This is a genomic window from Spirosoma knui, from assembly GCF_054780635.1.
On sequence record NZ_BAAGVY010000011.1, the window covers coordinates 90,633 to 115,122 of the forward strand.

18 protein-coding genes and 2 tRNA genes are annotated in these 24,490 nt (G+C 51.2%); 9 read left to right on the top strand and 11 right to left on the bottom strand.

What is annotated here, in order from left to right; translation table 11 throughout:
* Positions 1 to 70: 70 nt before the first annotated feature.
* Positions 71 to 1,141 carry a TerC/Alx family metal homeostasis membrane protein gene (locus ACYVIY_RS21020; RefSeq protein ID WP_460978362.1) on the bottom strand — a complete coding sequence of 357 codons (1,071 nt, stop codon included), beginning with the start codon at positions 1,139 to 1,141 and terminating at the stop codon, positions 71 to 73.
* Between the two features lie 145 nt (positions 1,142 to 1,286).
* Between ACYVIY_RS21020 and ACYVIY_RS21025 the strand changes: the two genes are divergently transcribed.
* Positions 1,287 to 2,027 carry a glycosyltransferase family 2 protein gene (locus ACYVIY_RS21025; protein WP_460978363.1) on the top strand — a complete coding sequence of 247 codons (741 nt, stop codon included), beginning with the start codon at positions 1,287 to 1,289 and terminating at the stop codon, positions 2,025 to 2,027.
* Here ACYVIY_RS21025 and ACYVIY_RS21030 read toward each other — a convergent pair.
* Complete coding sequence (locus ACYVIY_RS21030) at positions 1,987 to 3,216, bottom strand: type III polyketide synthase (RefSeq protein WP_460978364.1); 1,230 nt, start codon at positions 3,214 to 3,216, stop codon at positions 1,987 to 1,989. The genes ACYVIY_RS21025 and ACYVIY_RS21030 overlap by 41 nt on opposite strands.
* Positions 3,217 to 3,292: 76 nt before the next feature.
* On the opposite strand from ACYVIY_RS21030, the gene ACYVIY_RS21035 reads away from it, so the two are divergent.
* From ACYVIY_RS21035 to ACYVIY_RS21045, 3 genes are all read left to right on the top strand, one after another.
* Positions 3,293 to 4,156, top strand: coding sequence for a UbiA family prenyltransferase (locus ACYVIY_RS21035; protein WP_460978365.1), 864 nt, complete (start codon positions 3,293 to 3,295; stop codon positions 4,154 to 4,156).
* Positions 4,157 to 4,278: 122 nt separating this feature from the next.
* Positions 4,279 to 4,354: transfer RNA gene (locus ACYVIY_RS21040), tRNA-Gly, on the top strand.
* A 37-nt stretch (positions 4,355 to 4,391) separates the two neighbouring features.
* Positions 4,392 to 4,476, top strand: a tRNA-Leu gene (locus ACYVIY_RS21045).
* Positions 4,477 to 4,701: 225 nt separating this feature from the next.
* Here ACYVIY_RS21045 and ACYVIY_RS21050 read toward each other — a convergent pair.
* The gene (locus ACYVIY_RS21050; RefSeq protein ID WP_460978366.1) at positions 4,702 to 5,109 is read right to left on the bottom strand and encodes an Hsp20/alpha crystallin family protein; all 408 of its coding nucleotides are present in this window, start codon (positions 5,107 to 5,109) and stop codon (positions 4,702 to 4,704) included.
* 289 nt (positions 5,110 to 5,398) lie between these two features.
* Between ACYVIY_RS21050 and hemC the strand changes: the two genes are divergently transcribed.
* Genes hemC through ACYVIY_RS21065 form a run of 3 tightly spaced genes read left to right on the top strand, consistent with a single transcriptional unit; the run spans position 5,399 to position 8,028 of the window.
* Positions 5,399 to 6,325: a hydroxymethylbilane synthase gene (hemC, locus tag ACYVIY_RS21055; protein ID WP_460978367.1), complete on the top strand. Its 927-nt coding sequence runs from the start codon at positions 5,399 to 5,401 to the stop codon at positions 6,323 to 6,325.
* On the top strand, positions 6,322 to 6,756 hold the full coding sequence (locus ACYVIY_RS21060; RefSeq protein WP_460978368.1) for a GNAT family N-acetyltransferase: 435 nt from the start codon (positions 6,322 to 6,324) through the stop codon (positions 6,754 to 6,756). Before hemC ends, ACYVIY_RS21060 begins: the two co-directional genes overlap by 4 nt.
* A 48-nt stretch (positions 6,757 to 6,804) precedes the next feature.
* Positions 6,805 to 8,028: an ABC transporter permease gene (locus ACYVIY_RS21065; protein WP_460978369.1), complete on the top strand. Its 1,224-nt coding sequence runs from the start codon at positions 6,805 to 6,807 to the stop codon at positions 8,026 to 8,028.
* Positions 8,029 to 8,212: 184 nt separating this feature from the next.
* Here the strand turns inward: ACYVIY_RS21065 and ACYVIY_RS21070 are convergent, their stop codons facing one another.
* From ACYVIY_RS21070 to ACYVIY_RS21095, 6 genes are all read right to left on the bottom strand, one after another.
* Complete coding sequence (locus ACYVIY_RS21070) at positions 8,213 to 8,779, bottom strand: hypothetical protein (RefSeq protein ID WP_460978370.1); 567 nt, start codon at positions 8,777 to 8,779, stop codon at positions 8,213 to 8,215.
* Positions 8,780 to 8,971: 192 nt separating this feature from the next.
* Positions 8,972 to 10,018: an adenylate/guanylate cyclase domain-containing protein gene (locus tag ACYVIY_RS21075; protein WP_460978371.1), complete on the bottom strand. Its 1,047-nt coding sequence runs from the start codon at positions 10,016 to 10,018 to the stop codon at positions 8,972 to 8,974.
* The gene (locus tag ACYVIY_RS21080; RefSeq protein WP_460978372.1) at positions 10,015 to 10,392 is read right to left on the bottom strand and encodes a response regulator; all 378 of its coding nucleotides are present in this window, start codon (positions 10,390 to 10,392) and stop codon (positions 10,015 to 10,017) included. Before ACYVIY_RS21080 ends, ACYVIY_RS21075 begins: the two co-directional genes overlap by 4 nt.
* A 54-nt stretch (positions 10,393 to 10,446) precedes the next feature.
* Positions 10,447 to 12,531, bottom strand: coding sequence for a tetratricopeptide repeat-containing sensor histidine kinase (locus ACYVIY_RS21085; protein ID WP_460978373.1), 2,085 nt, complete (start codon positions 12,529 to 12,531; stop codon positions 10,447 to 10,449).
* A gap of 50 nt (positions 12,532 to 12,581) precedes the next feature.
* The gene (locus ACYVIY_RS21090) at positions 12,582 to 13,955 is read right to left on the bottom strand and encodes a sensor histidine kinase (protein ID WP_460978374.1); all 1,374 of its coding nucleotides are present in this window, start codon (positions 13,953 to 13,955) and stop codon (positions 12,582 to 12,584) included.
* 104 nt (positions 13,956 to 14,059) lie between these two features.
* Positions 14,060 to 17,242, bottom strand: coding sequence for a cyclic nucleotide-binding domain-containing protein (locus ACYVIY_RS21095; RefSeq protein WP_460978375.1), 3,183 nt, complete (start codon positions 17,240 to 17,242; stop codon positions 14,060 to 14,062).
* Between the two features lie 426 nt (positions 17,243 to 17,668).
* On the opposite strand from ACYVIY_RS21095, the gene ACYVIY_RS21100 reads away from it, so the two are divergent.
* Both ACYVIY_RS21100 and odhB read left to right on the top strand, forming a co-directional pair.
* Positions 17,669 to 20,440 (top strand): 2-oxoglutarate dehydrogenase E1 component, encoded by a 2,772-nt coding sequence (locus tag ACYVIY_RS21100; RefSeq protein ID WP_460978376.1) that lies wholly within the window; start codon positions 17,669 to 17,671, stop codon positions 20,438 to 20,440.
* A 94-nt stretch (positions 20,441 to 20,534) separates the two neighbouring features.
* On the top strand, positions 20,535 to 22,178 hold the full coding sequence (odhB, locus tag ACYVIY_RS21105) for a 2-oxoglutarate dehydrogenase complex dihydrolipoyllysine-residue succinyltransferase (RefSeq protein ID WP_460978377.1): 1,644 nt from the start codon (positions 20,535 to 20,537) through the stop codon (positions 22,176 to 22,178).
* Between the two features lie 76 nt (positions 22,179 to 22,254).
* On the opposite strand, the gene gpmI is transcribed toward odhB, so the two are convergent.
* Both gpmI and ACYVIY_RS21115 read right to left on the bottom strand, forming a co-directional pair.
* Positions 22,255 to 23,829 (bottom strand): 2,3-bisphosphoglycerate-independent phosphoglycerate mutase, encoded by a 1,575-nt coding sequence (gene gpmI / locus ACYVIY_RS21110; protein ID WP_460978378.1) that lies wholly within the window; start codon positions 23,827 to 23,829, stop codon positions 22,255 to 22,257.
* A 61-nt stretch (positions 23,830 to 23,890) separates the two neighbouring features.
* Positions 23,891 to 24,409 (bottom strand): low molecular weight protein-tyrosine-phosphatase, encoded by a 519-nt coding sequence (locus ACYVIY_RS21115; RefSeq protein WP_460978379.1) that lies wholly within the window; start codon positions 24,407 to 24,409, stop codon positions 23,891 to 23,893.
* Positions 24,410 to 24,490: the final 81 nt, after the last annotated feature.

Here is a 24,490-nt window from a genome sequence, read left to right on the forward strand (position 1 = left end):
AGGATGTAAACGTTTCGTACGTATCGTTTTGCAGAATTACGTAATAAACGTTTACATCCCATATATCCAGCTATTCTATACCTTCTTGCTTCGATCGTTCGGGAATTAGCCAGGACGCCAGAATACTTACCGCTAAAATCGAAACGATGATGTACAGCGAATAAACGGGTTTGAAGCCTATTCCTTCCAGCCAATGTTCGGCCAGCATCTTAACGCCAATGAACGTAAGAAGCACAGCCAGCCCAACTTTCAGGAACCGGAACTGGCTCATGATACTGGACAGGAAGAAGAACATGGACCGCAACCCCATGATGGCGAATACGTTTGAGAAAAATACGATGTACGGATCTTTCGTAATCGAAAAAATAGCAGGAATTGAATCGACCGCGAAGACCAAGTCCGTGAAGGCAACAACGATAACGATGATGAATAAAGGCGTTACAAACAGTTTCTTGTCTGTTTTTCGGCGGACAAAGAAATTATCGGTTACGTTACGTTTGTATACATTCAGGTATTTACTGGCAAACCGAACCACCGGGTGACTGCTCGGCTCAATTTTTTCATCTTCATCGCCCTGGAAGAACAACTGAACACCGGTATAAACCAGAAAAGCCCCGAACAGGTACATGATCCACTCGAAGCGCTGGATAAGGGCAGAGCCCACAAAAATGAAAACGAAGCGCAGAACAATGGCTCCGAGAATGCCCCAGACCAGAATTTTCTTGTAATACCGTTCACGAACCCCAAACGAGCTGAAGATGAGGATAAATACAAAGATATTATCAGCCGAAAGCGAGTATTCCACCAGATAGCCCGTAATGTACTCCAAAGCCATATTTGACTGAAAGCGATCCAGGCTAGCAGCAAAATCGCCCGGTACAAAATCGACATGGCTGGCATACCGATCACCGACTTCCTGAAGCCGCGCCATATCGGTTATTCCATGCACCAGATAGCCGTAATTCTTTAAGAAAAAATAAAAGGCAATGGACAACGCAACCCAGATGGCACTCCAGAAAGCCGCTTCTTTAAACGAGACTACGTGACTCTTACGCTTTGAAAAAGCGCCCAGGTCTAACGCCATTACCAGAAGAACAAAGGCCGCGAAGGCTAGAAAGAAAGAAGTTTCGCTCGAGAACATACGTAGTCAGCAGGACTATATATTTTAACCTTGTCCGGCTTGAAAAGTTGGTTAATTACTGGTAAAGCTACACCCAATCTGCTGAATGAACTGAGTTGATGGTTAAAATATTGGCATACTCAGACCTAGTTCTTAGTTTTGACTTATGTTTAATTCTAAAAAAGTGATTGTGGTCATGCCGGCTTACCGGGCAGCCCTAACGCTGGAGCGTACGTACCGTGAGATTCCGTTTGACCTGGTCGATGATGTTATTTTAGTCGACGATGCCAGTCCTGACAACACAGTTGAAGTCGCTCGTCAACTTGGTATTCGCCACGTAATTCGCCACGATAACAACAAGGGTTACGGGGGAAACCAAAAAACCTGTTACGCAAAAGCGCTAGAACTTGGGGGCGACATTGTGATTATGCTCCACCCCGATTATCAGTATACCCCCCTGTTGCTGCCAGCCATGATTTCAATTATTGGCAATGGATTGTATCCGGTGGTATTTGCCTCGCGTATCTTGGGTAAAGGTGCGTTGAAAGGTGGTATGCCGATGTATAAATACATTGCCAACCGCTTTCTGACCTTCACGCAGAACATCCTCATGAACCAGAAGCTATCAGAATACCATACTGGGTACCGGGCTTTTTCTGGAGAGGTGTTACGTAGCCTCGACTTCACGCACAACTCCGACGACTTCATTTTTGACAACGAAATGATCGCTCAGATTTTCTTTAAAGGCTACGAAATTGCGGAGGTGACCTGTCCCACAAAATACTTTGAAGAAGCTTCGTCTATCAATTTCCGTCGTAGTTCGATTTATGGCCTTGGGGTGCTGAAGACATCCGTGTTTTACATGCTCACAAAACTTGGACTGATGCGCTGGAAGGTACTGCAGTAACGTATTGCGGTTGCGTCACTACGGCTTCCAGCACCATCGATTCGAGCGTCAGACCGGGGCCGAATGCGCAGCTTAGAATGTTCGGCCGCTCCGGGTCAACCTCAGCCTGACCAGTCGCTAACTCGTTCCAGATTTCTTTCAGCACAAACAGGATCGTTGCTGATGACATATTGCCGTTTTGACGTAACACTTCGTAGGCGTACCGATCGTCCCGGGCCGTAATACCCAGCTGTTCTTCAATCACTTCGAGAATACGCCGTCCGCCGGGGTGCAGAGCATAATAGCCGATGTCGTCGAGCGTTAGCTGGCTCTGGTCGAGTAGTCGGTCCATCAGTTGACCAATGCCTTGCTGAATAAACGTTGGTACCTGAGACGTCAACGTCATTTCGAAGCCAAAATCACTAATGTGCCAGGCCATAGCCTCTTTGCCTTCGGGCAGGAGATCGCAGTAGAACGACCGCAGCCGGAACGAATGAGCCGGGCGCGGTCGGCTTTCAACAATCACAGCCGCTGAACCGTCGGCAAACAAGGCGTTCGATAGCAGGTGGTCAGTTTCTGTTTTCTTCTGAAAATGGATAGTACAGAGTTCAACGCAAACGACCAGCACCTTTGCGTCAGCATCGGCGCGAACGATCGCATCGGCGGTTTTAAGGCCGTTGAAAGCACCGTAACAGCCCATAAAGTTGATCGCCAGCCGCTGCGTTGATGTGGGTAGACCTAACGCTTCGATGATCTCGATATCAGGTCCCGGTGCATACAGACCCGTGCAACTGACGGTGATCAAATGAGTGATGGACTGCGGATCGAAGTCTGGGTAACTCTCAAAACAGTCCTGTATGGCTTTCAAGGCAAGCGGAACCGCTTCGTGTCGATAAACACCCATACGCTGGCTCACGGTCGGAAACGGTTCCATACCGGGGGTATTCGCATAAAACGTGTATTCTCCTTTGGGCCGGACATAATCAGCCAAGACTGAATGCCGTTGGTCGATACGAGTGTGCCTGTACAACGCCATGAGCCGTCGACTATCACGCTCATCCAGTTGAAGCACATCGGCCATGAACTCAGCTGCATTCTGTTGAGTAGAAGAATAGGCTGGCACAGCCGTACCAATGCCGTTAACGTAACCGCTTACCTGATTTCGCATTTCGTGGGTATTCCCGTTGCTGCGGGTTATAGACTTAGACACAAACGTCGGATACATCCTATAACTACGTGTTGTACGTAAAGTTCTGTAATTTGGTCGCTCCTTAGGCGAATTGATAATGACCCTGCGTACTATCTGGCTACACCTGCGCGTACCGTTTTCATTCTTTCTACTTCCCATCTATTGGTTTGCCCTTAGCCAATCGCCATCGCCAGATCTATGGCGGGCTATCGTAGTTCTGCTGACCGTGCATTTACTCCTGTATCCTGCCAGTAATGCTTATAACAGTTATTTCGATAAAGATGAAGGAAGCATCGGCGGGTTAGAAATACCTCCTCCAGTTAGTAAAGAGTTATACTGGGTATCGTGGGCGATTGATGGATTGGCGCTGTTAATCGGTGCGTTTGTGAACTGGTCGTTTGTCGTTTATTTGCTTGTATACGGGTTCATCACAAAGGCTTATAGCCACGATCGCATCCGGTTAAAGAAGTATCCTGTTTTCAGTTGGCTACTTATCAGCGTTCTACAGGGAGGCATTACGTACGTAATGACCTACGTATCGATCAATGACCTGCCAGTATCGGCGGCTTTTCAACCGAGATTGTTGTTCGGCGGTTTGTTGGGTGTACTGAATCTAATGGCGCTCTATCCGGTCACGCAGGTGTATCAACACGAAGAAGATGCTCGCCGGGGTGATCGAACGATTAGCCTGCTCCTTGGCATCCGGGGCACATTCATTTGCGCTGCGCTTATGTTTATGCTAGCCATAGTCGCCTTTTATCTGTATTTCGGTGGAAGTTATTATTTCTATCTGTACGTCCTGTGTCTATCGCCTGCGGTCATTTACTTTCTTCGCTGGTTTCTTCAGGTGTACCAAGACGAGCAGTGGGCAAATTATAAAGCAACTATGCAAATGATGTGGATTGCGGGGATATGTCAGAATTCTTTTTTCATGCTTCTCGTATTTTTAACTCATTCGTAGTCAGATTTTAGCGCTGGAAAGGCACGGTGCAGAAAAATATTTTTAACGCTAGGGCTTGACAAAGGCTAAAATCGCCCTAAATTTGCATCCACAATTCGCCACCACAACGGCGGATATGTAACGCGAAAGTAGCTCAGCTGGTAGAGCGCGACCTTGCCAAGGTCGAGGTCGCGGGTTCGAACCCCGTCTTTCGCTCCACGAAAAGGCACCGCCAAACGGTGCTTTTTTCGTAAACGCCGGGATGGTGGAATTGGTAGACACGCCGGACTTAAAATCCTGTGGGCCACAAGCCCGTGCGGGTTCGACTCCCGCTCCTGGTACTTATTGTTATTGAAAAGCCTTCGTAAATAATCGATTTACGAAGGCTTTTCTGTTTCTAATTACTCGATTCCAAAAACATTAAAATCAGGTACAGATTGGCTAAGAAGAGTGGACCCAAAATCTCGACTCAAACGATACTTAACAAAAAAGGCCGTTTCCGTAGAAACGACCTCCAATCCGATCTATAGGCTACAGGACCTTAGGTGATCCCGGATGAGAATACATTAGAAAAGATCTTTGATGTCAATCCGACGGTGGAGATGCTCTTCATCTTTGAAAGGTAGCATGACCATGACCTGACCGTGTTCGTGCACCGCTTCGATCTGGTCAGCATCAATAAAGGACGGAATGTCCAATACGCGTAGGAACATAGGTACAGCTAATCGCTGACTTGCGCCTTCTTCTTCCTGACTAACCGAGGTACTTACTAACAATGTATATAGTACGAGCTTAGTGCCTTCCACTAAAACATTAAATGAGCTAGCACTTACACCCGGAGCTGACAGGGTAATGATTAAGCGTTCATCTTCGCGCTCGACGTTCATAGTCGTCTGGCTCGAACCACCGTATAGGGTATTGAGTAAATCGATCTGTCCACCCGTCCCCTGAAATACATTTTCTATCGCTTTCATAGGAGTTGCTGTTTACTGTTCAAGTAGTATCTATTAATCAAACGTCGTGCCTAATCGGATTCAACAAAATATATACGCCAACCTGTCAGCGTTAGATGTGCTTTTTAGCGGTAAAATGCCGTTTTGGCGCTTGTTAGGCGTTATTGGAAAATTTTAAGCCATTATTGCCAGTGTGTAATAGTGTTGCTGATTGTGGGCTTTGTGTGGTTTTACTTCTACAAACAGCCACAGTAGCAGAAGCCGGAAAAGCGTGGTTTTCCTGTTATTCAAGCCGTATCTTTGCTGTATCATGCACATACGAATCGGAACGCGCAGCAGCCGCCTGGCGGTGTGGCAGGCAGAACATATACAAACGCTTCTTCAGGCGAGCGGTCTTACGTCTGAACTGGTGTTTATTGAAACCAAAGGGGATCAGGTGCTCGACCGGTCACTATCTAAAATTGGCAGTAAGGGTTTATTCACCCAGGAGCTGGAAGACCAACTGCGGGATGGATCGATCGATATTGCCGTGCACAGTGCGAAAGATTTGCCCTCAACGCTACCCGAAGGGTTAGAAATTATTGCATTTACAGAGCGCGAACGGGTGAACGACGTTCTGGTGAGTCGTAATCCGAACGTATCGCTGCGGGGTGGAGAAGAGTTTCGGATTGGTACATCATCGACGCGACGGGTGGCTATGCTCAAGCACTTCTGCCCGCATCTGCCGACCGTTGACATGCGGGGCAATCTGCAAACCCGTATTCGAAAACTGGATGAAGGCCACTGCGACGCCTTATTGCTTGCTTACGCGGGCGTGCATCGGATGGGCTATGACGATCTTATTGTTGAACACTTACCTCCTGCGGATTTTACGCCCGCCGTTGGTCAGGGCAGTATTGCTGTCGAAGCGGCTGCTACGTTAGACGAAGCCATTCGGGAGGCCATTACAGGAGTTGTTAACCACGAACCAACCGCTGCCTGCTTGAGAGCTGAGCGTGCTTTTCTGGCGCGACTCGAAGGCGGGTGCAGCATTCCAACCTTTGCATTAGCCGATTGGGCCGATGAGCAAACGGTACAGATAACGGGTGGTTTGATCAGTTTAAACGGTAGTCAACTGCTGCGTGATACGTTGTCGGGACCGGCCGGTGAAAGTGCTTCAGTAGGACATGCCTTAGCCGAAAGTATTCTTGCCAAAGGAGGTGACGAAATTTTGTTACGTATTCGGGAAGCGTTATGAACGTAACAATCGCCCAGACCGACGAACAGATCCGGCAGTGTATCCCAGCCCTGCTTTTGTTACGTCCGCACCTGACTGCCGAGGAAGCTTTCAAGCGAATCCGGTATCAGCAGGAAAACGAACGCTTTACGCTGGCGTTTATTGAGGATGGCGATGGTAGACCGGCTCCGGCGGTGATTGGCTACCGCACCATGCACTTGCTGTACAGCGGGAAGACGATGTACATTGATGATCTGAGCACCCTGGCCGACGCGCGCGGAAAAGGCTACGCGAGTGCGTTGCTGGATTACGTTATTGATGAAGCAAAGCAAGGCGGCTACACATGTGTTTCACTGGACTCAGGGCAAAATCCGGCCCGGTATGATGCGCATCGGCTGTATTTGAATAAACGGTTTTACATTGCTTCCCATCATTTTAAAATGGATTTATGAGCCGCCCTTAGGTTGGTTTGTCTAGTCGCTTAATCCCTACTACCTGTAATGAACCTGTTTCGAATCAGTTGGAGTAACCTGGTCGATAAACCCCTGAGTAGCTTTCTGAGCGGCTTATTGATGACGTTTGGCATCACTATCATCTCGCTGCTGCTGTTGCTCAACAAGCAGCTGGACGACCAGTTCCGCAAGAACATCAAAGGAATTGACATGGTGCTTGGCGCGAAAGGAAGCCCACTGCAACTGATTCTATCCAGTATTTACCAGATTGATTCGCCAACGGGTAATATTCCGCTCGACGAAGCCCAGCGGCTAACCCGTAACCCCATGATCAAAACGGCGATCCCGCTGGCCATGGGTGACAATTACCGCTCGTTTCGGATCGTCGGAACAAACAAACAATACCTCGACCACTTTGGCGCTACGGTCAGTCAGGGTAAGCTGTTTCAGCAGGATCTGGAAACGGTTATCGGGCCACGGGTGGCCGAAGTAACGGGCCTGAAAATTGGCGATACGTTCGCGGGTTCGCATGGACTCGATGCCGAGGGCGAAGAGCATGCCGACTCGAAGTACAAGGTTGTGGGGATTCTGAACGCTACCAATACGGTCACGGATCAGCTTATTCTTACGCCCGTTTCGAGTATATGGGCTATCCATAATCACGAGGAGCACGAAGCGGAGGGAGCGGGCCACGAAATGGAAGAACATGAAGAAGAGCATGCGGACGAACCCCGCGAGATCACGAGCATGCTGGTGAAGTTTCGGAATCCGATGGGTATGATGCTCAAACGTGGCATCGACCAGAACTCGAAACTACAGGCCGCTTTGCCATCCATCGAAATCAATCGGCTATTTTCGTTGCTTGGGGTGGGCGTTGAAACACTACGTGGCCTGGCGGTTGTGATCATGCTGATTTCCGGCATCAGTGTGTTTGTATCGCTGTACAACTCGCTGAAAGAACGGCGCTACGAAATGGCGCTTATGCTCTCGATGGGAGCGACGCGGGCGCAGTTGTTCGGTATGCTGCTGCTGGAAGGGCTTGCGCTGGCGTTAATCGGCTTTGGGTTGGGTATTGTGTTAAGCCGGGTTGGTTTATGGTTGTTTTCGAACAGTGTCTCTTCAGAATACCATTATAATCTGGCGACTTTTGGCATCTTACCCGAAGAGTGGGGCCTGTTGGGCGTAGCTGTATTGATTGGGCTGATTGCAGCCGCTCTGCCTGCTATCGGCGTATACCGGATGAACATTTCCCGGACTCTGGCCGAAGACTAGAATCTTCGGTAATCACTAAAAAGACAACGATTGCACCTGTTCTGCGCGAAGCCGGTTATTGACTTATTTTTAGAAGAGTTTTATAACTCACTTTATGTGAAAACATTATTTTGAGCGAGGAATGCTCAGGCTATATTGGTATTACGTAGCCTAAGCATTCCTCGGAAAAGCACAATTATGTGACTTACTTAAGCCGGAAGCCAATGCCTACTGTCGTGTTAAAGCTGTCGGCTCCTAAGCGGCCAATGTGATCCCCCATATTCTTTTCCGCTAAGGCGTTGATCGACCAACGAGCGCCTAGTTGATACTGAGCCCCTAAACCTAGGTTGAGCATGCCATAGTTAAGCTCTCCTCGGCGACGTACTAGGCTGGACGAGGTGGGAGAGGTCTCAATGGCTTGATAGTAGCCATAATTCGCTTTACCGTAGAAGTAGCCTAGCTGGCCAAAAGCGGAAAATTTATTGGTTTTTAGAAAATGGTATTGAGTCAATAAACCAGCTCCTACGTATTGACTCCCCTCCGGGCCGTTGTAGTTGTAGCGCCCTTCGACACGTAGTGCCCATCCATTCTTGAGAAAATACTGCGTATAGGGTGTTGCTCGTAGGTAGCCGCCTACTCTATCCCCCCAACCTGCTCCAACTCCGATTCCTACTTGCACTTGTCCTTGATTAAACCAAGGCGTTTCCAATGCTGATTGCGCCCAGCTACTAGCCGGAAACAAGAGGCTGGCTAACAGAAAATAGTTCTTCATCGTATGAAAATTAGTTCAAGTGACAAAGGTAGCCGCATTAGTCCAGCGGATCGAAGCAGTTAACTTCTTTTAACAATAACCGCGTAATGAAGACATTATAGAATACAAATGTGAATTCTGCTATATGAGTGATAATATGTTAACTGGTGTTGTTTTTTATAAAATTAGATTGACTTAATAGGATGGGGGGCCTTAACCTACTACGTTATAAATCACAGCGGGGGCTGTCTTGTTTTTGAGCGTTACCTCGCCGATACGTTCGCAGGTGAACGATTCGCCGATCTGTTCGTGGGCCGATTCGGTGATAACGATCTGGCCGGGACGGGCGGCCGTTTGCAGGCGCTGCGCCATGTTTACAGCATCACCAATTACGGTGTAATCTAGGCGACGTAGCGTAGTTGAACCAATGTTTCCCGACACCATTTCGCCGGTGTTGATTCCAATGGCAACCTGAGGGTGATAGTTAGGGTGGTTCGGCAGATTGTCTTCAAGGCCCATCACCTGATTACGTACCGCCAGCGCGGCTTCAATGGCCCGGTCGAGGTGATAATCACCCCGGAAAACGGCCATGACCGCATCGCCCATAAACTTGTCGACGTAGCCGCCCTGGGCGATGATTTCCTTGACCATTACGTCGAAGTAGCGGTTAACAAGCTTGACAACTGTATCGGCGGATTCGCGCTCAGAAATGGCCGTAAAGCCGCAGATGTCGATAAATACAACCGTCGCAACCACCGTTTCGCTGGCCGACAATGCTGTTTCGAACTCGGGTTGATTCATGAACGTCAGCACCGATTCGTCTACGTACATGCGCAGAATGTTGTTTTCTTTGATAGCCTGCAACGTCTGACGGAGTTGCTTTACGTACTCCATCGTTTTCTGCATGGTTGCTTCCAAATCCTCGAAGTTGACGGGCTTGGTCACGAAATCGAAAGCTCCCCGGTTCATGGCCGTGCGAATGTTTTCCATATCGCCGTAGGCCGAAACAATCACGGCCTTTAGCATGGGCTTGTTCTCATGGAGCTTAACCAATAGCGTCAGGCCATCCATACCTGGCATGTTGATGTCGGTCAGCACCATGTCGACATCCGGCTGCTGATCTAAAACGGCGAGTGCTTCGAGGCCGTCGTGAGCGAAGACAAACTCGTATACTTTTTCGCGGATCTGCCGTCTGAACTTTTGCTTGATGAGAAGTTCAAGGTCTGTTTCATCATCAACCACCAACACTTTAGCCGTCATGCTACACTTCGAAGTTTTTGTTTGAGGATGGAAAAGTCGAGCGGTTTCGTTAAGAAGTCGTTTGCCCCTAATGAAACTGCCTGCTGTTCCGAATCAGCATCGCCATAGGCCGTAATCATCATCACAACCGGCGGAGGGGGCGTATTGAAATCCTGCCGAATATGGCGCAAAAGCTCAAAGCCACTCATGCCGGGCATGTTGATGTCCGATAAAATGAGGATAACCTCCGATGCATGGCTGGTTAGATACGTTAACGCTTCTTCGCCCGAATTCGCAAAGTTTAACTCAACTTCACCGCTGCGGATTTCGCGCCGAAACCGTTGCTCGAACAGGTCTTTTACGTCAGTTTCGTCGTCGACAACTAAAATTTTCATCTGTAGGAAGGTTTGGTCAAAGATAAACAATTTGGGTCTAGCCAGCCGCATGCATTACGCAGGCAGTTGAATGATGAACGTAGTGCCCTGGCCTTCCTGACTGTCGACACGTAACGTGCCACTATGGCCTTTGGTAATAATGTCATAGGCCAGCGACAGACCCAGGCCCGTGCCCTGCCCGGTAGGTTTGGTGGTGAAAAACGGCTGAAAGATTTTCTCCCGAATGGCTTCTGGAATCCCCGTACCGTTGTCGCTCACAATAAGCTCTATAGAACTACCCACTCGCCTGGTGGTGACGCCAACTGTTGGCTGGTAGTTTACATCGCCTTGCTTCTGGCGCTGCTGGACGGCGTAGAAGGCGTTGGTGAACAGGTTCAGCAGCACCCGACCCATGTCCTGAGCCACCATACTGATCTGACCAATCGAGGTATCAAAATCAGTGATCAGCTTGGCGTTAAAGGTTTTGTCTTTGGCTCTGAGGCCATGGTAGGCCAGCCGCAGGTACTCGTCGGCCAGGGCGTTGAGGTCAGTGGCCTCCCGCTGGCCGCTGCTGGCTCTGGAGTGCTGCAACATCCCCCGCACGATGCTGGAGGCCCGCCCGCCGTGGTGGCTGATCTTTTGCAGGTTCTGCTTGAGGTCTTCCAGCAGTTCGGCTTCGAGTTGGGTATCGGGCTGGGGGCTGGTCTGTTCCTGGGCCAGTTCGTCGATGAGTTCGATGGAGACCTCGGCGAAGTTGTTGACGAAGTTCAAGGGGTTCTGGATCTCATGGGCGATGCCCGCTGTCAGCTCACCCAGCGACGCCATCTTCTCTGTCTGAATTAATTGATTTTGCGTGGCTTTCAGTTCCTCTTGTTGTTGCTGGAGCTGAATATTGGCCCGTTGCTGCTGGCGGTTACTACGCCAGAGTACGACGGCTACGATGCCTAGCAGACCTAAACCCACCAGCGACGATATAAGCCACTGCTGCTGCCGACGGTCTTTTTCAGCTTGCAGAGCCGACTGAGTCTTACGTTCGGTAGTCCGCATGTTCTGCTGAAACAAGGCGAGTTGTTGCTGCGTCCGGCGACCCGATAACGTATCGTTGTAATTGATGTACGTTTGCTGATACTGAAACGCCCGCTGGAAATCACCTTGCCGGGCATACGCCTGAGCCAGCACCTGACTCGCATCACGAGCTACTTCTTTATACTCGATTTGTCTGCTCAGGTTCCAGCTTTGAAGACCGTAATAAATGGCACTGTCAATACGTCCTGTTTGGTAATGAAGTTTGGCCAGCGTCGTTTGTGACCAGGCCACAATTTCGTACTCGCCACTCATCATTTTCTGACGTAACGCCCGATGCGCCAGCTCAGATGCTTCGTCGTAGCGACCTTCTTCCACCCGCACAGCCGCCAGGTTACTTTCTGGCCCCGCTTGTAGTCTGTCGCTGCCAATTCGACGAGCCAACCGAACAGCCTTGGTGAAATAGCGGGACGCTTCATCCATGTTGCCTTCCAGCCGGTACAACTCCCCAATGCCATTCAGCGAGACGCAGATGCCTTTTGTATTGTTTGTTTTTTCAAACTGTTCGAGGGCCGCTGTGTGGTATTGGAGGGCCTGTGTGTAGTCGCCAAGCAGCGAATAAATCGCGCCTAACTGCCAGGTATTTCGTTCAATCAGCGATTGGTCGGTTACGTCTTTGGCCAGCCGCAGGCTTTGTAGGGTCATGTCCAGCGCCGGTACGTAATCGCCCCGTTGTACCTGCACCCAGCTCAGATAACTTAATGTATGGGCTATGCCCATGCGATTTTTCAACTGGCTGAAGCGCTGGCGGGCCTGATTCAGATAGGCGGTTGCCATCTTATAATCATTCTTTGCGCTATGAGCGGCACCTAGTACAAGCAAGCCATTGGCTTCCCCAACCGGGTGCTTCAGTCGCCGGGACAAAGTCAACGCTTCCTGGCCCAGTTGGAGTGCTTCTACGTAGTCATCGGCCCGTATAGCATCCGAGAGCTTAACTAATAAGTTAACCCGAGCCGTGTCTGGTTGTTGATGAGCGCGAAGTTTGGTGCGCAAACTATCCGCCTGGGTTGTCTGCGCAGCTACCAGCCGGCTCGTCAGCAGGGCAAATAGGACCGATACAACAAGGCGACTGATCATTCGTGATGCTATTGACGAATTGAAACCACGGGTAAGTTCCGAAAGAACCATTACGCAGGCAGTTGAATGATGAACGTAGTGCCCTGGCCTTCCTGACTGTCCACGGCTAACGTACCGCTATGGCCTTTGGTGACGATGTCATAGGCCAGCGACAGACCCAGGCCCGTGCCTTCACCAGTAGGTTTGGTAGTAAAAAACGGCTGGAATATCTTATCACGTACCGTCTCGGGAATGCCGGTGCCGTTATCCGTAACAGTAATTTGAGCCTGCCCGTCCACGCAGCGGGTGTTCACCGTAACCGTAGGCTGGTAGTTTACATCGCCCTGCTTCTGGCGCTGCTGGACGGCGTAGAAGGCGTTGGTGAACAGGTTCAGCAGCACCCGACCCATGTCCTGAGCCACCATACTGATCTGGCCAATCGAGGCATCAAAATCAGTGACCAGCTTGGCGTTGAAGGTTTTGTCTTTGGCTCTAAGCCCATGATAAGCCAGCCGCAGGTACTCGTCGGTCAGGGCGTTGAGGTCAGTGGCCTCCCGCTGGCCGCTGCTGGCTCTGGAGTGCTGCAACATCCCCCGCACGATGCTGGAGGCCCGCCCGCCGTGGTGGCTGATCTTTTGCAGGTTCTGCTTGAGGTCTTCCAGCAGTTCGGCTTCGAGTTGGGTATCGGGCTGGGGGCTGGTCTGTTCCTGGGCCAGTTCGTCGATGAGTTCGATGGAGACCTCGGCGAAGTTGTTGACGAAGTTCAAGGGGTTCTGGATCTCATGGGCGATGCCCGCTGTCAGCTCACCCAGCGACGCCATCTTTTCCGACTGAATGAGCTGCGCCTGGGTGGCTTTCAGCTCTGTGATGGTCTCTTCCAGTTCTTCCTTCTGGCGGGTGATAAGCGCCGTGCGTTCGGCGACCAGATACTCCAGTTCGAGTTTTCGGGCCTCCATAATTCGTCGTTGTTCGGCTTCGCGCTCCCGTTCGGCTTCAAGCTTAATTAGTGACTTTTTCTGGCGGTTAGCCATGATCATGAACGTAGTGAGCCACAGAATTGAAAACGCCATGGCTGAGCCAAAGTAGTCTTCGTAGCGGTCATAGAACTTGGGCGCCAGATCTTCAGTTAATCCGCTGATTGTGATGATGGCCATGGACGGGGCCACTGCCTGTAAGACAGTACGTGCCGGTGGATAGTCGCTCAACTGCAGGAGCATGTATGTCAACACAAGACTGACGGCGAGCCAGTACCAGCCTGTCGACATGTTGTCGAGACGTACTACTGTGGCGGCACAATACAGACCAACACTAATCAGCCAGATTCGTCTCAGATAAGGCTCCCAGTCGGGCAGGCGAGTTTTCGTGTCCAGAAACTGCCGGAGGTATTGAAACACGCAGGCAGTCGTAATGACAGCCCCTATACCGTCGGGTGTTGGTAAACTCATGGTTGTTATGAATAGAGAGGAATAGTCACCTCTGCAAGATACGGGTCGCGTTCTAACCTCACAATAGAGACGTAAGCCACAGAGCCGACGACGTAGTACCCGTACTAGCTAACTTCCGCGTTCGGGTTCGCGCGATTGGTCAGGAGTTCGTTTTGCCGACGTATTCGGCCCGATAGGCTCCGAACGATGCTACGTAGTATTTCGCCCCGTTCTTCCATCAAATCGTAAAAATCATCCTGATCGAGCCGGAGCAGCCGAACGTCGGTCAACGCTTCGGCCGTAGCGGAACGGGCTTCGGTATCCAGCAGGGCCAGTTCGCCGAAGAAATCACCCCGTTTAAACCGGGCCAGTTCCGTGTTGCCGTCGAGAATAACCACATCGCCCGAATAGATCACGTACATGCCCGTTCCCAGATCCCCTTTCTGAAAAATCTGTTCGCCTGCCGGGTGGTGTTCTTCCTTCATAATGGGCGTGACACTGGCCAAGACGTTTTCGGGCGTTTGGGCAAACAAGCTGGTATTGGCCAGCAGCAGCACGCGGTCGTATTCAGGAATTAGATTCGTCGAAGAGGTTGAATGGCTCATGAGTAAAGGTGATAAGGCCGGGAAGCGAGAACGTAACGAATCGCGGGCTGCCGTTTCTTCGGCCGAAGATAACCCACGCAAAACCGTATTGATGGTCCAGGCCGAAAAGACGGTTTCGCCCATGTACAGGATGAACTCCTGGATTGGCTCCTGCTCTTGAAATGCCCCTAATTCTGCGTCCAGAATTTGTACTTTCTCGGCTTTCGGTAAATCGTCGATTAAGGCCTGCATGGTTTGGTAAACGCTCCTGGGCACTAGGTTATCGAGCATTTCCAGCGCATTGGCCCGGCGTTCGCGGGTGGGATGACCAATGCCTAATCGGGCTCCGGCAATGGTTTCGGAGTTGTACAACTGGGTAAGGATGTCGAAAAGCCGCTGTAGCAGTACCGAGAGTTCGTAGTCGAGGGTTGCCGCCATGTTGGGGGCTTGTACATTACCGTGCAGGAGTCGCTGGGCTAGCGTCGTTTCTTCCTGTAATAACGCCCGGAATTCGGCATCGTCGGCGGGTTCGTTCGGAAATCGACGTAATGCACGTAATGCCGCCCCCCGAACCACTACGTCCGGCTGACGGGCCAATTCATTGAGTAGCTTTCGGCTTTCCGGCGTATGAATGGTTCCACAAATGCTGGCAATCCGCTCCTGTACCAACCGGTCGTTGGTTGTATTGAGGGCCTGTCGCAAGCCCGGAATGGTTTCGTTCCCCTGGTTCTTTAAGGCATTTGTGGCGAGATAGCCTACAGTCTTATCCGCTAGTTTGTCAATCAGGTAATGCGTCAATTCGGCATTGTGGAGCTGTCCAGCCGTGGCCAGAGCCGCTTTCATGACTGTATCAGTCGAACTGGCTAGATGTTGCCTGACCAGCGGGGCAAATTCATTCAGACGCAGTTGAGCGATGAGCCGCAGCGCTATTTGCTGATGAGTCGGGTCGGCATCGTTCGCTAACCCGACTAAACTCTGCCGGGCCGCCGGATCATGAGGATTCGTGGTAAGAACCCCCTGGATAGCGCCCTGCCGAATGGCTACGTCGGTATGGTGGATGAACGGAGCCAGTTGCGACGGCTCAACATTGATCCGCCGGCCCAGGAGGTAAGCCGCCTGCTGACGTAACGAGGGCTCTGGATCTGTCAGGGCGATGTGGGTCAATGGCTTCACCGGCACAGGATGATCCAGCGTGGTCATTACCGTTAAGATTCGGCGACGCACATGGGTATCAGTATGAGCCAGTAACCGGGGCGCCTGCTTCGCCAACTCGTTCGGATTGTTGGTGCGAAGCCAGCCGATCGCGGCCACTACGTCCTCTGGCTTGTCGCTCTGTAACTGGTTCATAATACCAGCCTGAGCGGCCGTTGGCATGGCTAGCTGGTCACGCTCCAGAAAGCGTCGGCCAATGGCATCGTTTAGTTCGTGCAAGTACGACCGATACGTTCGACGAAGCAGCCAAACGGCCCCGCCCAGTAAGGCAATCCAGACCAGCGGTACCCATGTTTCTAAAGCAGGACGGGCGTGTAAGATAAAAATGAGTAAACCCGCTAGCCCTAAGCCAATCGGTTCGTAAAGTCCTTTGGCTACTGTATGCCCTTTTAGGCGCTGCGGAGGGGATAAAGGCTGAAAAAGCACCAGGAAAACCGGGTCGAATAATGATCGGCGCACGACCTCGAAAACCAGGTACAGTATACAGAAGTAAACGACCATGGTCGTATCTTCCGGAGCAAAGCCGTTCAGAATAGCTAACCCGATCAGACCGAGCAACGCGACCCAGGGTAGAACAAGCAACGACCGATGGACGCCGAAGCGATCGAGTGCTTTGCGGGAGAGCAGCAGCTTGACCAGCATGGCCAGTCCGTACGTTAACGTCAATACGTAACTGACGTAGCGGATTACATCGGTTTGATCGTGGAATCGGTGCTTAACGTTGATGAAAAAGCTGTACTCAATCTCCGTAGCCACGGCCGCCAGTGCCGCTAAACTCAGGCACATGTAAAAGATAAGTTCGCTGCCGCCAAAGCGTTGACCCACTAACCGCGATGGTTCACGCCGAACGGCTCGGGCCGGGCGATGTGGCGCGTGAACCTCGTGCGAACGAACCGTTTGCTGTAAGGCATACAGAGCTGCCAGAAAAGCGCCAAACGCAACTAGTAATAACCGCAACACATCGGCATGAGCGTGAACCAGCGCGGCCAGAATTGCTCCCATTGCTTTCGCTGGCATATCGCCGGAGCTGATAACGCCGAACAGCCGCTTACTCTGGCGCGTATCGAAGACGACGGCCGATACGCCCCAAAACTCCAGATTTGTCAACAGATAAATAATCCGGTAGCCCGTCATAATGGCAACCGCAGCCGTAACGGAGTGGCCGGCTACCACCAAAACACCGATGACTACGGTCATGACGACCACGGCCAGCAGAACGCGTACCGCCAGACTGCTCAGGGCCAGATGATGTTCGAAATAGGCGTATAACCGGCCTACGCCAATCATAGCCAGGGCAGACGCCACATACGCAATGGGCAAGCTCGTTTCCGGGTCATTTTCCAGCAGAATCGCATTGGCAGCCACATAAATGAGAATGGTCCCGATACCCAGCAGGAAATTATGAACGAAAAACAGCCCGACTGTCTGCGCTTCGTCGGGGCGAATACCTAACGCCCGTTGTAATCGTTGAGAGAAACTAGTTGGAGAAATATGATCAGCACCGACAGACATAAGCGGAGTTTGCCACTCGATTTACCGTCAAATATACACAACCCGCACCGAGAAGATGTCAGCAGGCAGGTCAAAGTAATCAAAGCAGGCGGTTTCATAAATTACCTGCCGGGTCAACCACAGGAGTCGAAGCCCGGTCATAACAAGCAGAAACACAAGTTGAATAAAGCTTTGTCGAGCTACTGGGGTTAATGGATCCCGTTGTGGTTTGATGACCAGGATAGATATAAGAAGACAGGTGCGGTTTACCTTAGTAATGAGTTGGTTAGGATAAACGGGTATTGGTCAACTAAAACCGGTTTTATACTGTTGTAGCACTAAGGCCGTCGTAATCAGCAAGCAGTAGGATAAAAACCGTAAATTTTGCGGCCAAGTGTTTGGCCGATACGCTACCTTTGCGGGTCAAAACAACGACGCGCCCTCGTCATGGATCAGTATTCATATATAGCCAATTCCGACGCGGCTTACGTAGATCAACTCTATCAGTCTTATAAGCAAGACCCTCAATCAGTTGACGAAAGCTGGCAGCAATTTTTTAAAGGATTCGAGTTCTCATTAACCTACGGCGAAAAAGCCAACGGAAACGGAGCTACTAAAACAAATGGTTCAGCGACAAACGGGCAGGCGGCAACGGCAACTCGTCCGGTTGATGCGAGCCACGCAGAAAAAGAAGTTTCGGTTGCCAGTCTGATCAAGGCCTATCGGTCCCGTGGTCACCTGCTGGCTAAAACCAACCCGCTCAAAGCACGGAAGGATCGTCAGCCCCGCGTCGATCTGCCTGATTATGCGCTGTCAGAAGCCGATTTAGATACGGTGTTCGAGTCTGGAAAGTTGCTGGGCATCGGCCCCGCTACGTTACGGACCATCATGGAGTCGCTGCGTAAGATCTACGCGGGCAACATCGGCTTCGAATACATGTACATCCGGGAGCTGGACGTAAAGAACTGGCTGCGGAACAAGATCGAAAAAGAGGCACTCGTATTTGAGCCTAGCCTTGACGAGAAAAAGCGCATTCTCGAGAAGCTGAACGAAGCTACGGTCTTCGAAAACTTCCTGGCGACCAAATATCTGGGACAGAAGCGCTTCTCGCTGGAAGGCGGTGAAGCGACCATTCCCGCCCTGGACACGATCATCAGCCAGGCCGCCGAACTGGGCGTTCAGGAAGTGATGATCGGTATGGCGCACCGCGGTCGGCTGAACGTACTAGCCAACATCTTGGGCAAATCGTACGAAAGTATTTTCGATGGTTTCGAAGGGAACGTGCCGCAGCAGGTGCACGGCGACGGCGACGTAAAATACCACCTGGGCTATTCGAGCCTGACTGAAACCCCGATGGGTAAGCAAATCAGCGTGAAGCTGGCACCTAACCCATCCCACCTCGAAGCCGTTAACCCGGTAGTGGAAGGGTTTGCACGGGCGCAGGCGGATGAAGAGTACAACGGCGACTTCACCAAGATAATGCCGATCCTGATCCACGGCGACGCAGCCGTAGCGGGTCAGGGTATCGTATACGAAGTAACGCAGATGGCCAAACTGGCCGGTTACCAAACCGGTGGTACGGTTCACTTCGTGATCAACAACCAGGTTGGTTTTACGACCGACTTTGAAGATGCCCGCTCGTCGATCTACTGCTCGGACATTGCCAAAATTATCGATGCGCCGATCTTCCACGTTAATGGTGATGATCCGGAGGCCGTAATATTCTGTGCGAAGTTAGCCGTTGAGTTCCGCGAGAAATTCAAGCGCGACGTGTTTATTGACATGGTTTGCTACCGGCGTTACGGACACAACGAGTCTGACGAGCCGAAGTTTACGCAGCCGACGATGTACAACATCATCGACAAGCACGCCAACCCACGCGAACTCTACAATCAACTGCTGATTCAGCGGGGCGATGTCGATGCCGAACTGGCAACGCGGATGGATTCGGAATTCAAGAAGCAGTTGCAGGACCGGCTCGACCGGGTTAAGCAGAAAGCTGAAATTCCCTACAAGCCGCTGCGGTTGGACCTCGATTGGGCCGAACTACGGTTCAGTGAGTCCCAGGATTTCGAAGCGTCTCCCGAAACAGGGGTATCACTCGAAACGCTGCAAACGGTTGGTAATGCACTAGTGAAGCTTCCCGAAGGCTTTAAACCGCTGAAACAGATCGACAAACTGCTGAAAGACCGGCAGACGATGTTGACCGATACGAAGATCGTGAACTGGGGTACGGCCGAGCTACTGGCTTATGGTTCGCTGTTGGTTGAAGGCAAGCCGGTTCGCCTGAGTGGTCAGGACGTACAACGGGGTACGTTCTCGCACCGTCATGCGGTTCTGCACGATGCCGAGACCAATCTGTCGTATTCATCGCTGGATCATATTCAGGAAGGGCAGCAGAAATTCCAGGTCTATAACTCGCTGCTATCCGAATACGGTGTACTGGGCTTTGAATATGGCTATGCCATGGCCAACCCGCACGCACTGGTTATCTGGGAAGCGCAGTTTGGTGATTTCTCGAACGGTGCCCAGCTCATCATTGACCAGTTCATTGCCGCTGCCGAATCGAAATGGGGTATCCAGAATGGGGTGACGATGCTGCTGCCACACGGCTATGAAGGGCAAGGTCCTGAGCACTCGAACGCTCGTCCAGAACGGTATTTGCAGCTTTACGCTGAGCATAATATGGTTGTAGCGAACGTTACAACGCCCGCTAACTTCTTCCACCTGATGCGTCGGCAACTGGCGTGGCCATTCCGTAAACCACTGGTGGTGATGTCGCCTAAGTCGTTGTTACGTCATCCAAAGTGCGTTTCCCCATTGGAAGACCTGACCAAAGGCTCATTCCAGGAGGTACTGGGCGATACATATGCCGACCCCAAAAAGGTAAAACGAGTGCTGCTTTGCACGGGTAAGATTTATTACGATCTGCTCGATAAGCAGCAGGCCGATCAGCGTACGGATGTGGCTATTGTCCGACTGGAACAACTGGCTCCGCTACCCAAAACGCAGCTGGATGCCATTCTGGCTCAATACAAAAAAGCCGAGGTGTTCTGGGTACAGGAAGAACCCGAAAACATGGGGTACTGGACGTATCTGCTACGTGTTGGCTTACGATTGCCGATCATTTCGCGGGAGGCTGCTGCATCGCCAGCTACGGGCTATGCTAAAGTACATACCCAGGAACAAGCCGACATCGTTCGGAGAGCATTTGAATAAATAACAGTCGGTCAGTTGGTCAGTCAATAGGTTGGTGAGTAGATTGCCGCTCGTATTGATTGACTTACTGACTGACCAACTGACTAACTGCTATATGGCCGTTGATATGAAAATCCCCGCTGTGGGGGAAAGTATTACTGAAGTAACCGTTGGCACCTGGTATAAAAAAGAGGGTGATCAAGTGAAGATGGACGATGTCCTTTGCGGACTCGACTCTGATAAGGCAACCTTCGAGCTAACCGCCGAAGCCGACGGAATTCTACACATCCTGGCGCAGGAAGGTGACGTATTGCCCATCGGAGCCAGCATCTGTACCATCGATGACGGCGGTAGTGCCCCGAGTGCTCCACAAGCGTCAGAGCCCGCTAAAGCTGAATCAGCTAAGCCTGCCGAACCAGCCGCTCCTGCTGCCCAACCGGCTCCTGCTCTGCAACCCGTGGCTGAACCGGCTGCTGCCGCAGTCGCTACCGGTTCCAGTGTCATCGAAATGAAAGTTCCGGCCGTAGGCGAGTCAGTTACCGAAGTGACCATTGCGTCGTGGAGCAAAAAAGACGGTGATCAGGTGGCCCTGGATGAAGTGCTGTGCGAACTCGAATCAGACAAAGCAACGTTTGAACTCCCCGCTGAAGCTGCCGGCACATTACGTATTGTGGCTCAGGCTGGTGAAACACTGCCAATTGGTGCCCTGATTGCTAAAATCGAGACGAGCGCTACGTCGGCTCCAGCAGCAACTACTCCGCAGTCGACCCCGTCGCAGCCCGCTCAAGCTGCTGAGCCAGCAGGTAATGGACAAAACAACGGCTATGCGGCTCATTATCCATCACCCGCTGCGGCCAAAATTTTGGCTGAAAAAGGCGTTGAAACCCAGCAGGTAGAAGGTACAGGCGTGGGTGGACGTATCACTAAAGAAGATGCGATAAAAGCGCAGCCAGGCGCTGCGTCTGCTCCACAACCCGCTCAGGCGGCTCCGCAGCCAAGTGCTGCACCGGCCGCTCCCAAGCCAGCTCCGTCTGCTCCGGCCCCCGCTGCGGTTGGCGATCGGAACCAGCGTCGTGAGAAAATGACGTCGTTACGTCGGACGATTGCTCGCCGGTTGGTAGCGGTTAAAAATGAAACGGCAATGCTGACTACCTTCAACGAGGTAGACATGAAGCCGATCATGGACCTTCGGAACAAGTACAAAGACAAGTTCAAAGAAAAAAATGGTGTAGGTCTGGGCTTCATGTCGTTCTTCACGAAGGCCGTTACGATTGCCCTGAAAGATTTCCCCGCCGTGAATGCGCAGATCGATGGTGATAACATGGTGTTCAACGATTTCTGTGACATTTCTATCGCCGTTTCGACCGATCGGGGTCTAGTCGTGCCCGTCATTCGGAATGCCGAGCAGATGAGCTTTGCACAGATTGAAAAAGAAATCGTACGCTTAGCGGGCCTGGCTCGTGACAACAAGCTGACCATTGAGCAGATGACCGGTGGTACGTTCACTATTACCAACGGTGGTACGTTTGGGTCAATGTTATCGACACCGATTATCAACGCACCCCAATCGGCTATTCTGGGTATGCACAACATCGTTGAGCGGCCCGTTGTCGTGAACGGTGAAATTGTGATCCGGCCGATTATGTACGTAGCGCTGTCGTACGATCACCGCATTATCGACGGTAAAGAATCGGTTAGCTTCCTCGTTCGCGTTAAGCAGATTCTGGAAGACCCAACCCGTATTCTGCTTGATATGTAAGCAACTAGATAAGGGCATAAAAAAAGCGCTGAAGCATATCAGCGCTTTTTTTATGCCTACGGATTTACGGATAAGCCTATTCAATGATCAAGCTTTCTCCACCCATTTCTGCCGGTTTGGGAACGCCCATCAGGTGCAGAATAGTAGGCGCAATGTCAGCCAGCTTACCGTCTTTTAGCTTGGGGTGGTAATCTCTGTCGACCAAGATGCACGGTACTAAGTTTGTGGTGTGCGCGGTATTTGGTGAGCCATCGTCGTTGAGCATGTATTCCGCATTACCGTGGTCGGCAATGATGATGGTTGCATATCCATGTTCGAGGGCGGCTTCCGTAACGGCCTTGGCGCAGGCATCGGCGGTTTCGGCGGCTTTTATAACGGCTTCAAATACGCCCGTGTGGCCCACCATGTCGGTATTGGCAAAGTTCAGGCAGATAAAATCAGCTTCTTCTTTCTGTAATTCTGGAATGATGGCGTCCCGAATGTCAAAAGCGGCCATTTCTGGCTTCTGATCATACGTTTTTACGGGGACAACTGTTGCTACGCCCTGCTCATCATATACCGTCATTTCTTTAGGCGACGGGCACAGAAGCCGTTTTTCGCCTTCAAAAGGCTCTTCGCGTCCACCCGAGAAGAAGAACGTAACGTGCGGATATTTCTCGGTTTCGGCGATACGTATCTGCTTGCGCCCCGCTCCGGCAACTACTTCGCCGAGCGTATTCTCTAAATTGTCCTTGTCGAAGATAACCTTTACGTTCTCGAACTCGCTGTCGTAATTGGTCATCGTAATATAATTCAACGACAACTTTTTCAGGCCTTGTTCGGGGAAATCCTTCTGAGTTAACGCCTGCGTGATTTCGCGGCCCCGGTCGGTACGAAAGTTGAAACAAAGCACAACGTCACCCTCTTCAATCACCGCTACGGGTTTATCTGAACCGGGCTGAGTAAGTATAATGGGTTCAATAAACTCATCAGTTATGCCATTGTCGTACGAATTCTGTAACGTACTAATCGCGTCGGTTGTATGGAAACCTGTACCATGAACCATAGCGTCGTAGGCTACCTTTACCCGCTCCCAACGGTTATCACGGTCCATGGCGTAATAACGCCCAACAACTGTCGCCAGTTGACCAGTAGTAGCAGCCATATGCGATAGAAGACCCGTCAGATAACCAACTCCTCCTTTCGGGTCTGTGTCGCGTCCATCGGTAAACGCATGAACGAACACATCGGTCAAGCCATTCGCATGAGCAATAGAAAGCAGGCCTTTCAAATGGTCAATATGGGCATGGACGCCACCGTCAGACACCAGACCGATGAAATGTACTTTCTTGCCCTGGGTCTTGGCATAATTTAAGGCATCAACCAGCACGGGCTCATGGTCGAGGGTATGTTCTTCAACAGCCTTGTTCACTTTTACCAGATCCTGATATACGATACGACCAGCGCCGAGATTCATGTGACCTACTTCGGAGTTGCCCATTTGTCCGGCTGGCAACCCAACGGCTAAACCAGACGCTTCCAGCTTGCTATGTGGATACTTTGGGTAAAGTGAATTTATAAAGGGCGTATTAGCCGCTTCGATAGCCGACACCTCTGGTTTAAGGGGGATGCCCCAACCATCGAGAATGATGAGAATTACTTTTTTATTCATAGTTGAAAGGAAAGTGAGGAAGCGAACGAGTGAAAGAGTGGCTGGCGCACGAACCACTCTTTCACTCTCTCACTCGTTCACTCTTTAATAAATTCAGTTTATGTTGTTCAACGAGGTAGGCAAGAAGTTGACGGCAGCAGCGTAAGGCAATCTGATATACCTCTTCAAAAACCTCGGGTCCTTCGTAATACGGATCGGGTACGTTTGGCTCATCACTGACATCCGGATCGAACTCGCGTAATAGAAAGATGGTGTCGGTAGTGTGTAAGCCGGTACTGCGGTAATTAAGCTTTTCAATGGCCTCCAAGTTGAGTTCATCCATGGCCACGAAGTATGTGAACTGCGCTAGGTCATCGCCGGTCATACGGCGGGCGCGGTGGGTAAGCGTTAGGCCATGTTCGAGGGCATTTTCGCGCGTTCGGCGGTCGGGAAGCTGGCCAAGGTGATAGGAGGAAGTACCGGCCGAATCGCACTGAATTTCTTTCTCCAGTCCTGTCTGGGCAACCAGTTGGCGAAAGACCTCCTCGGCTACCGGTGAACGGCAAATGTTTCCATAGCAAACAAAGAGAACGGAAATCATACTCTAGTAGTAAGTGCAAAAGTGGTAAGCTCTACATGGATAACACCAATGAGTGTCCATGTGTCACCTACGTACTGACCA

What these genes read in the sequence shown, in the direction of transcription:
- ACYVIY_RS21020 (WP_460978362.1), bottom strand. Translation starts at nt 1,141, where the DNA reads ATGTTCTCGAGCGAAACTTCTTTCTTTCTAGCCTTCGCGGCCTTTGTT.
- ACYVIY_RS21025 (WP_460978363.1), top strand. Translation starts at nt 1,287, where the DNA reads ATGTTTAATTCTAAAAAAGTGATTGTGGTCATGCCGGCTTACCGGGCA.
- ACYVIY_RS21035 (WP_460978365.1), top strand. Translation starts at nt 3,293, where the DNA reads ATGACCCTGCGTACTATCTGGCTACACCTGCGCGTACCGTTTTCATTC.
- ACYVIY_RS21050 (WP_460978366.1), bottom strand. Translation starts at nt 5,109, where the DNA reads ATGAAAGCGATAGAAAATGTATTTCAGGGGACGGGTGGACAGATCGAT.
- hemC (WP_460978367.1), top strand. Translation starts at nt 5,399, where the DNA reads ATGCACATACGAATCGGAACGCGCAGCAGCCGCCTGGCGGTGTGGCAG.
- ACYVIY_RS21060 (WP_460978368.1), top strand. Translation starts at nt 6,322, where the DNA reads ATGAACGTAACAATCGCCCAGACCGACGAACAGATCCGGCAGTGTATC.
- ACYVIY_RS21065 (WP_460978369.1), top strand. Translation starts at nt 6,805, where the DNA reads ATGAACCTGTTTCGAATCAGTTGGAGTAACCTGGTCGATAAACCCCTG.
- ACYVIY_RS21070 (WP_460978370.1), bottom strand. Translation starts at nt 8,779, where the DNA reads ATGAAGAACTATTTTCTGTTAGCCAGCCTCTTGTTTCCGGCTAGTAGC.
- ACYVIY_RS21075 (WP_460978371.1), bottom strand. Translation starts at nt 10,018, where the DNA reads ATGACGGCTAAAGTGTTGGTGGTTGATGATGAAACAGACCTTGAACTT.
- ACYVIY_RS21080 (WP_460978372.1), bottom strand. Translation starts at nt 10,392, where the DNA reads ATGAAAATTTTAGTTGTCGACGACGAAACTGACGTAAAAGACCTGTTC.
- ACYVIY_RS21085 (WP_460978373.1), bottom strand. Translation starts at nt 12,531, where the DNA reads ATGATCAGTCGCCTTGTTGTATCGGTCCTATTTGCCCTGCTGACGAGC.
- ACYVIY_RS21090 (WP_460978374.1), bottom strand. Translation starts at nt 13,955, where the DNA reads ATGAGTTTACCAACACCCGACGGTATAGGGGCTGTCATTACGACTGCC.
- ACYVIY_RS21095 (WP_460978375.1), bottom strand. Translation starts at nt 17,242, where the DNA reads ATGTCTGTCGGTGCTGATCATATTTCTCCAACTAGTTTCTCTCAACGA.
- ACYVIY_RS21100 (WP_460978376.1), top strand. Translation starts at nt 17,669, where the DNA reads ATGGATCAGTATTCATATATAGCCAATTCCGACGCGGCTTACGTAGAT.
- odhB (WP_460978377.1), top strand. Translation starts at nt 20,535, where the DNA reads ATGGCCGTTGATATGAAAATCCCCGCTGTGGGGGAAAGTATTACTGAA.
- gpmI (WP_460978378.1), bottom strand. Translation starts at nt 23,829, where the DNA reads ATGAATAAAAAAGTAATTCTCATCATTCTCGATGGTTGGGGCATCCCC.
- ACYVIY_RS21115 (WP_460978379.1), bottom strand. Translation starts at nt 24,409, where the DNA reads ATGATTTCCGTTCTCTTTGTTTGCTATGGAAACATTTGCCGTTCACCG.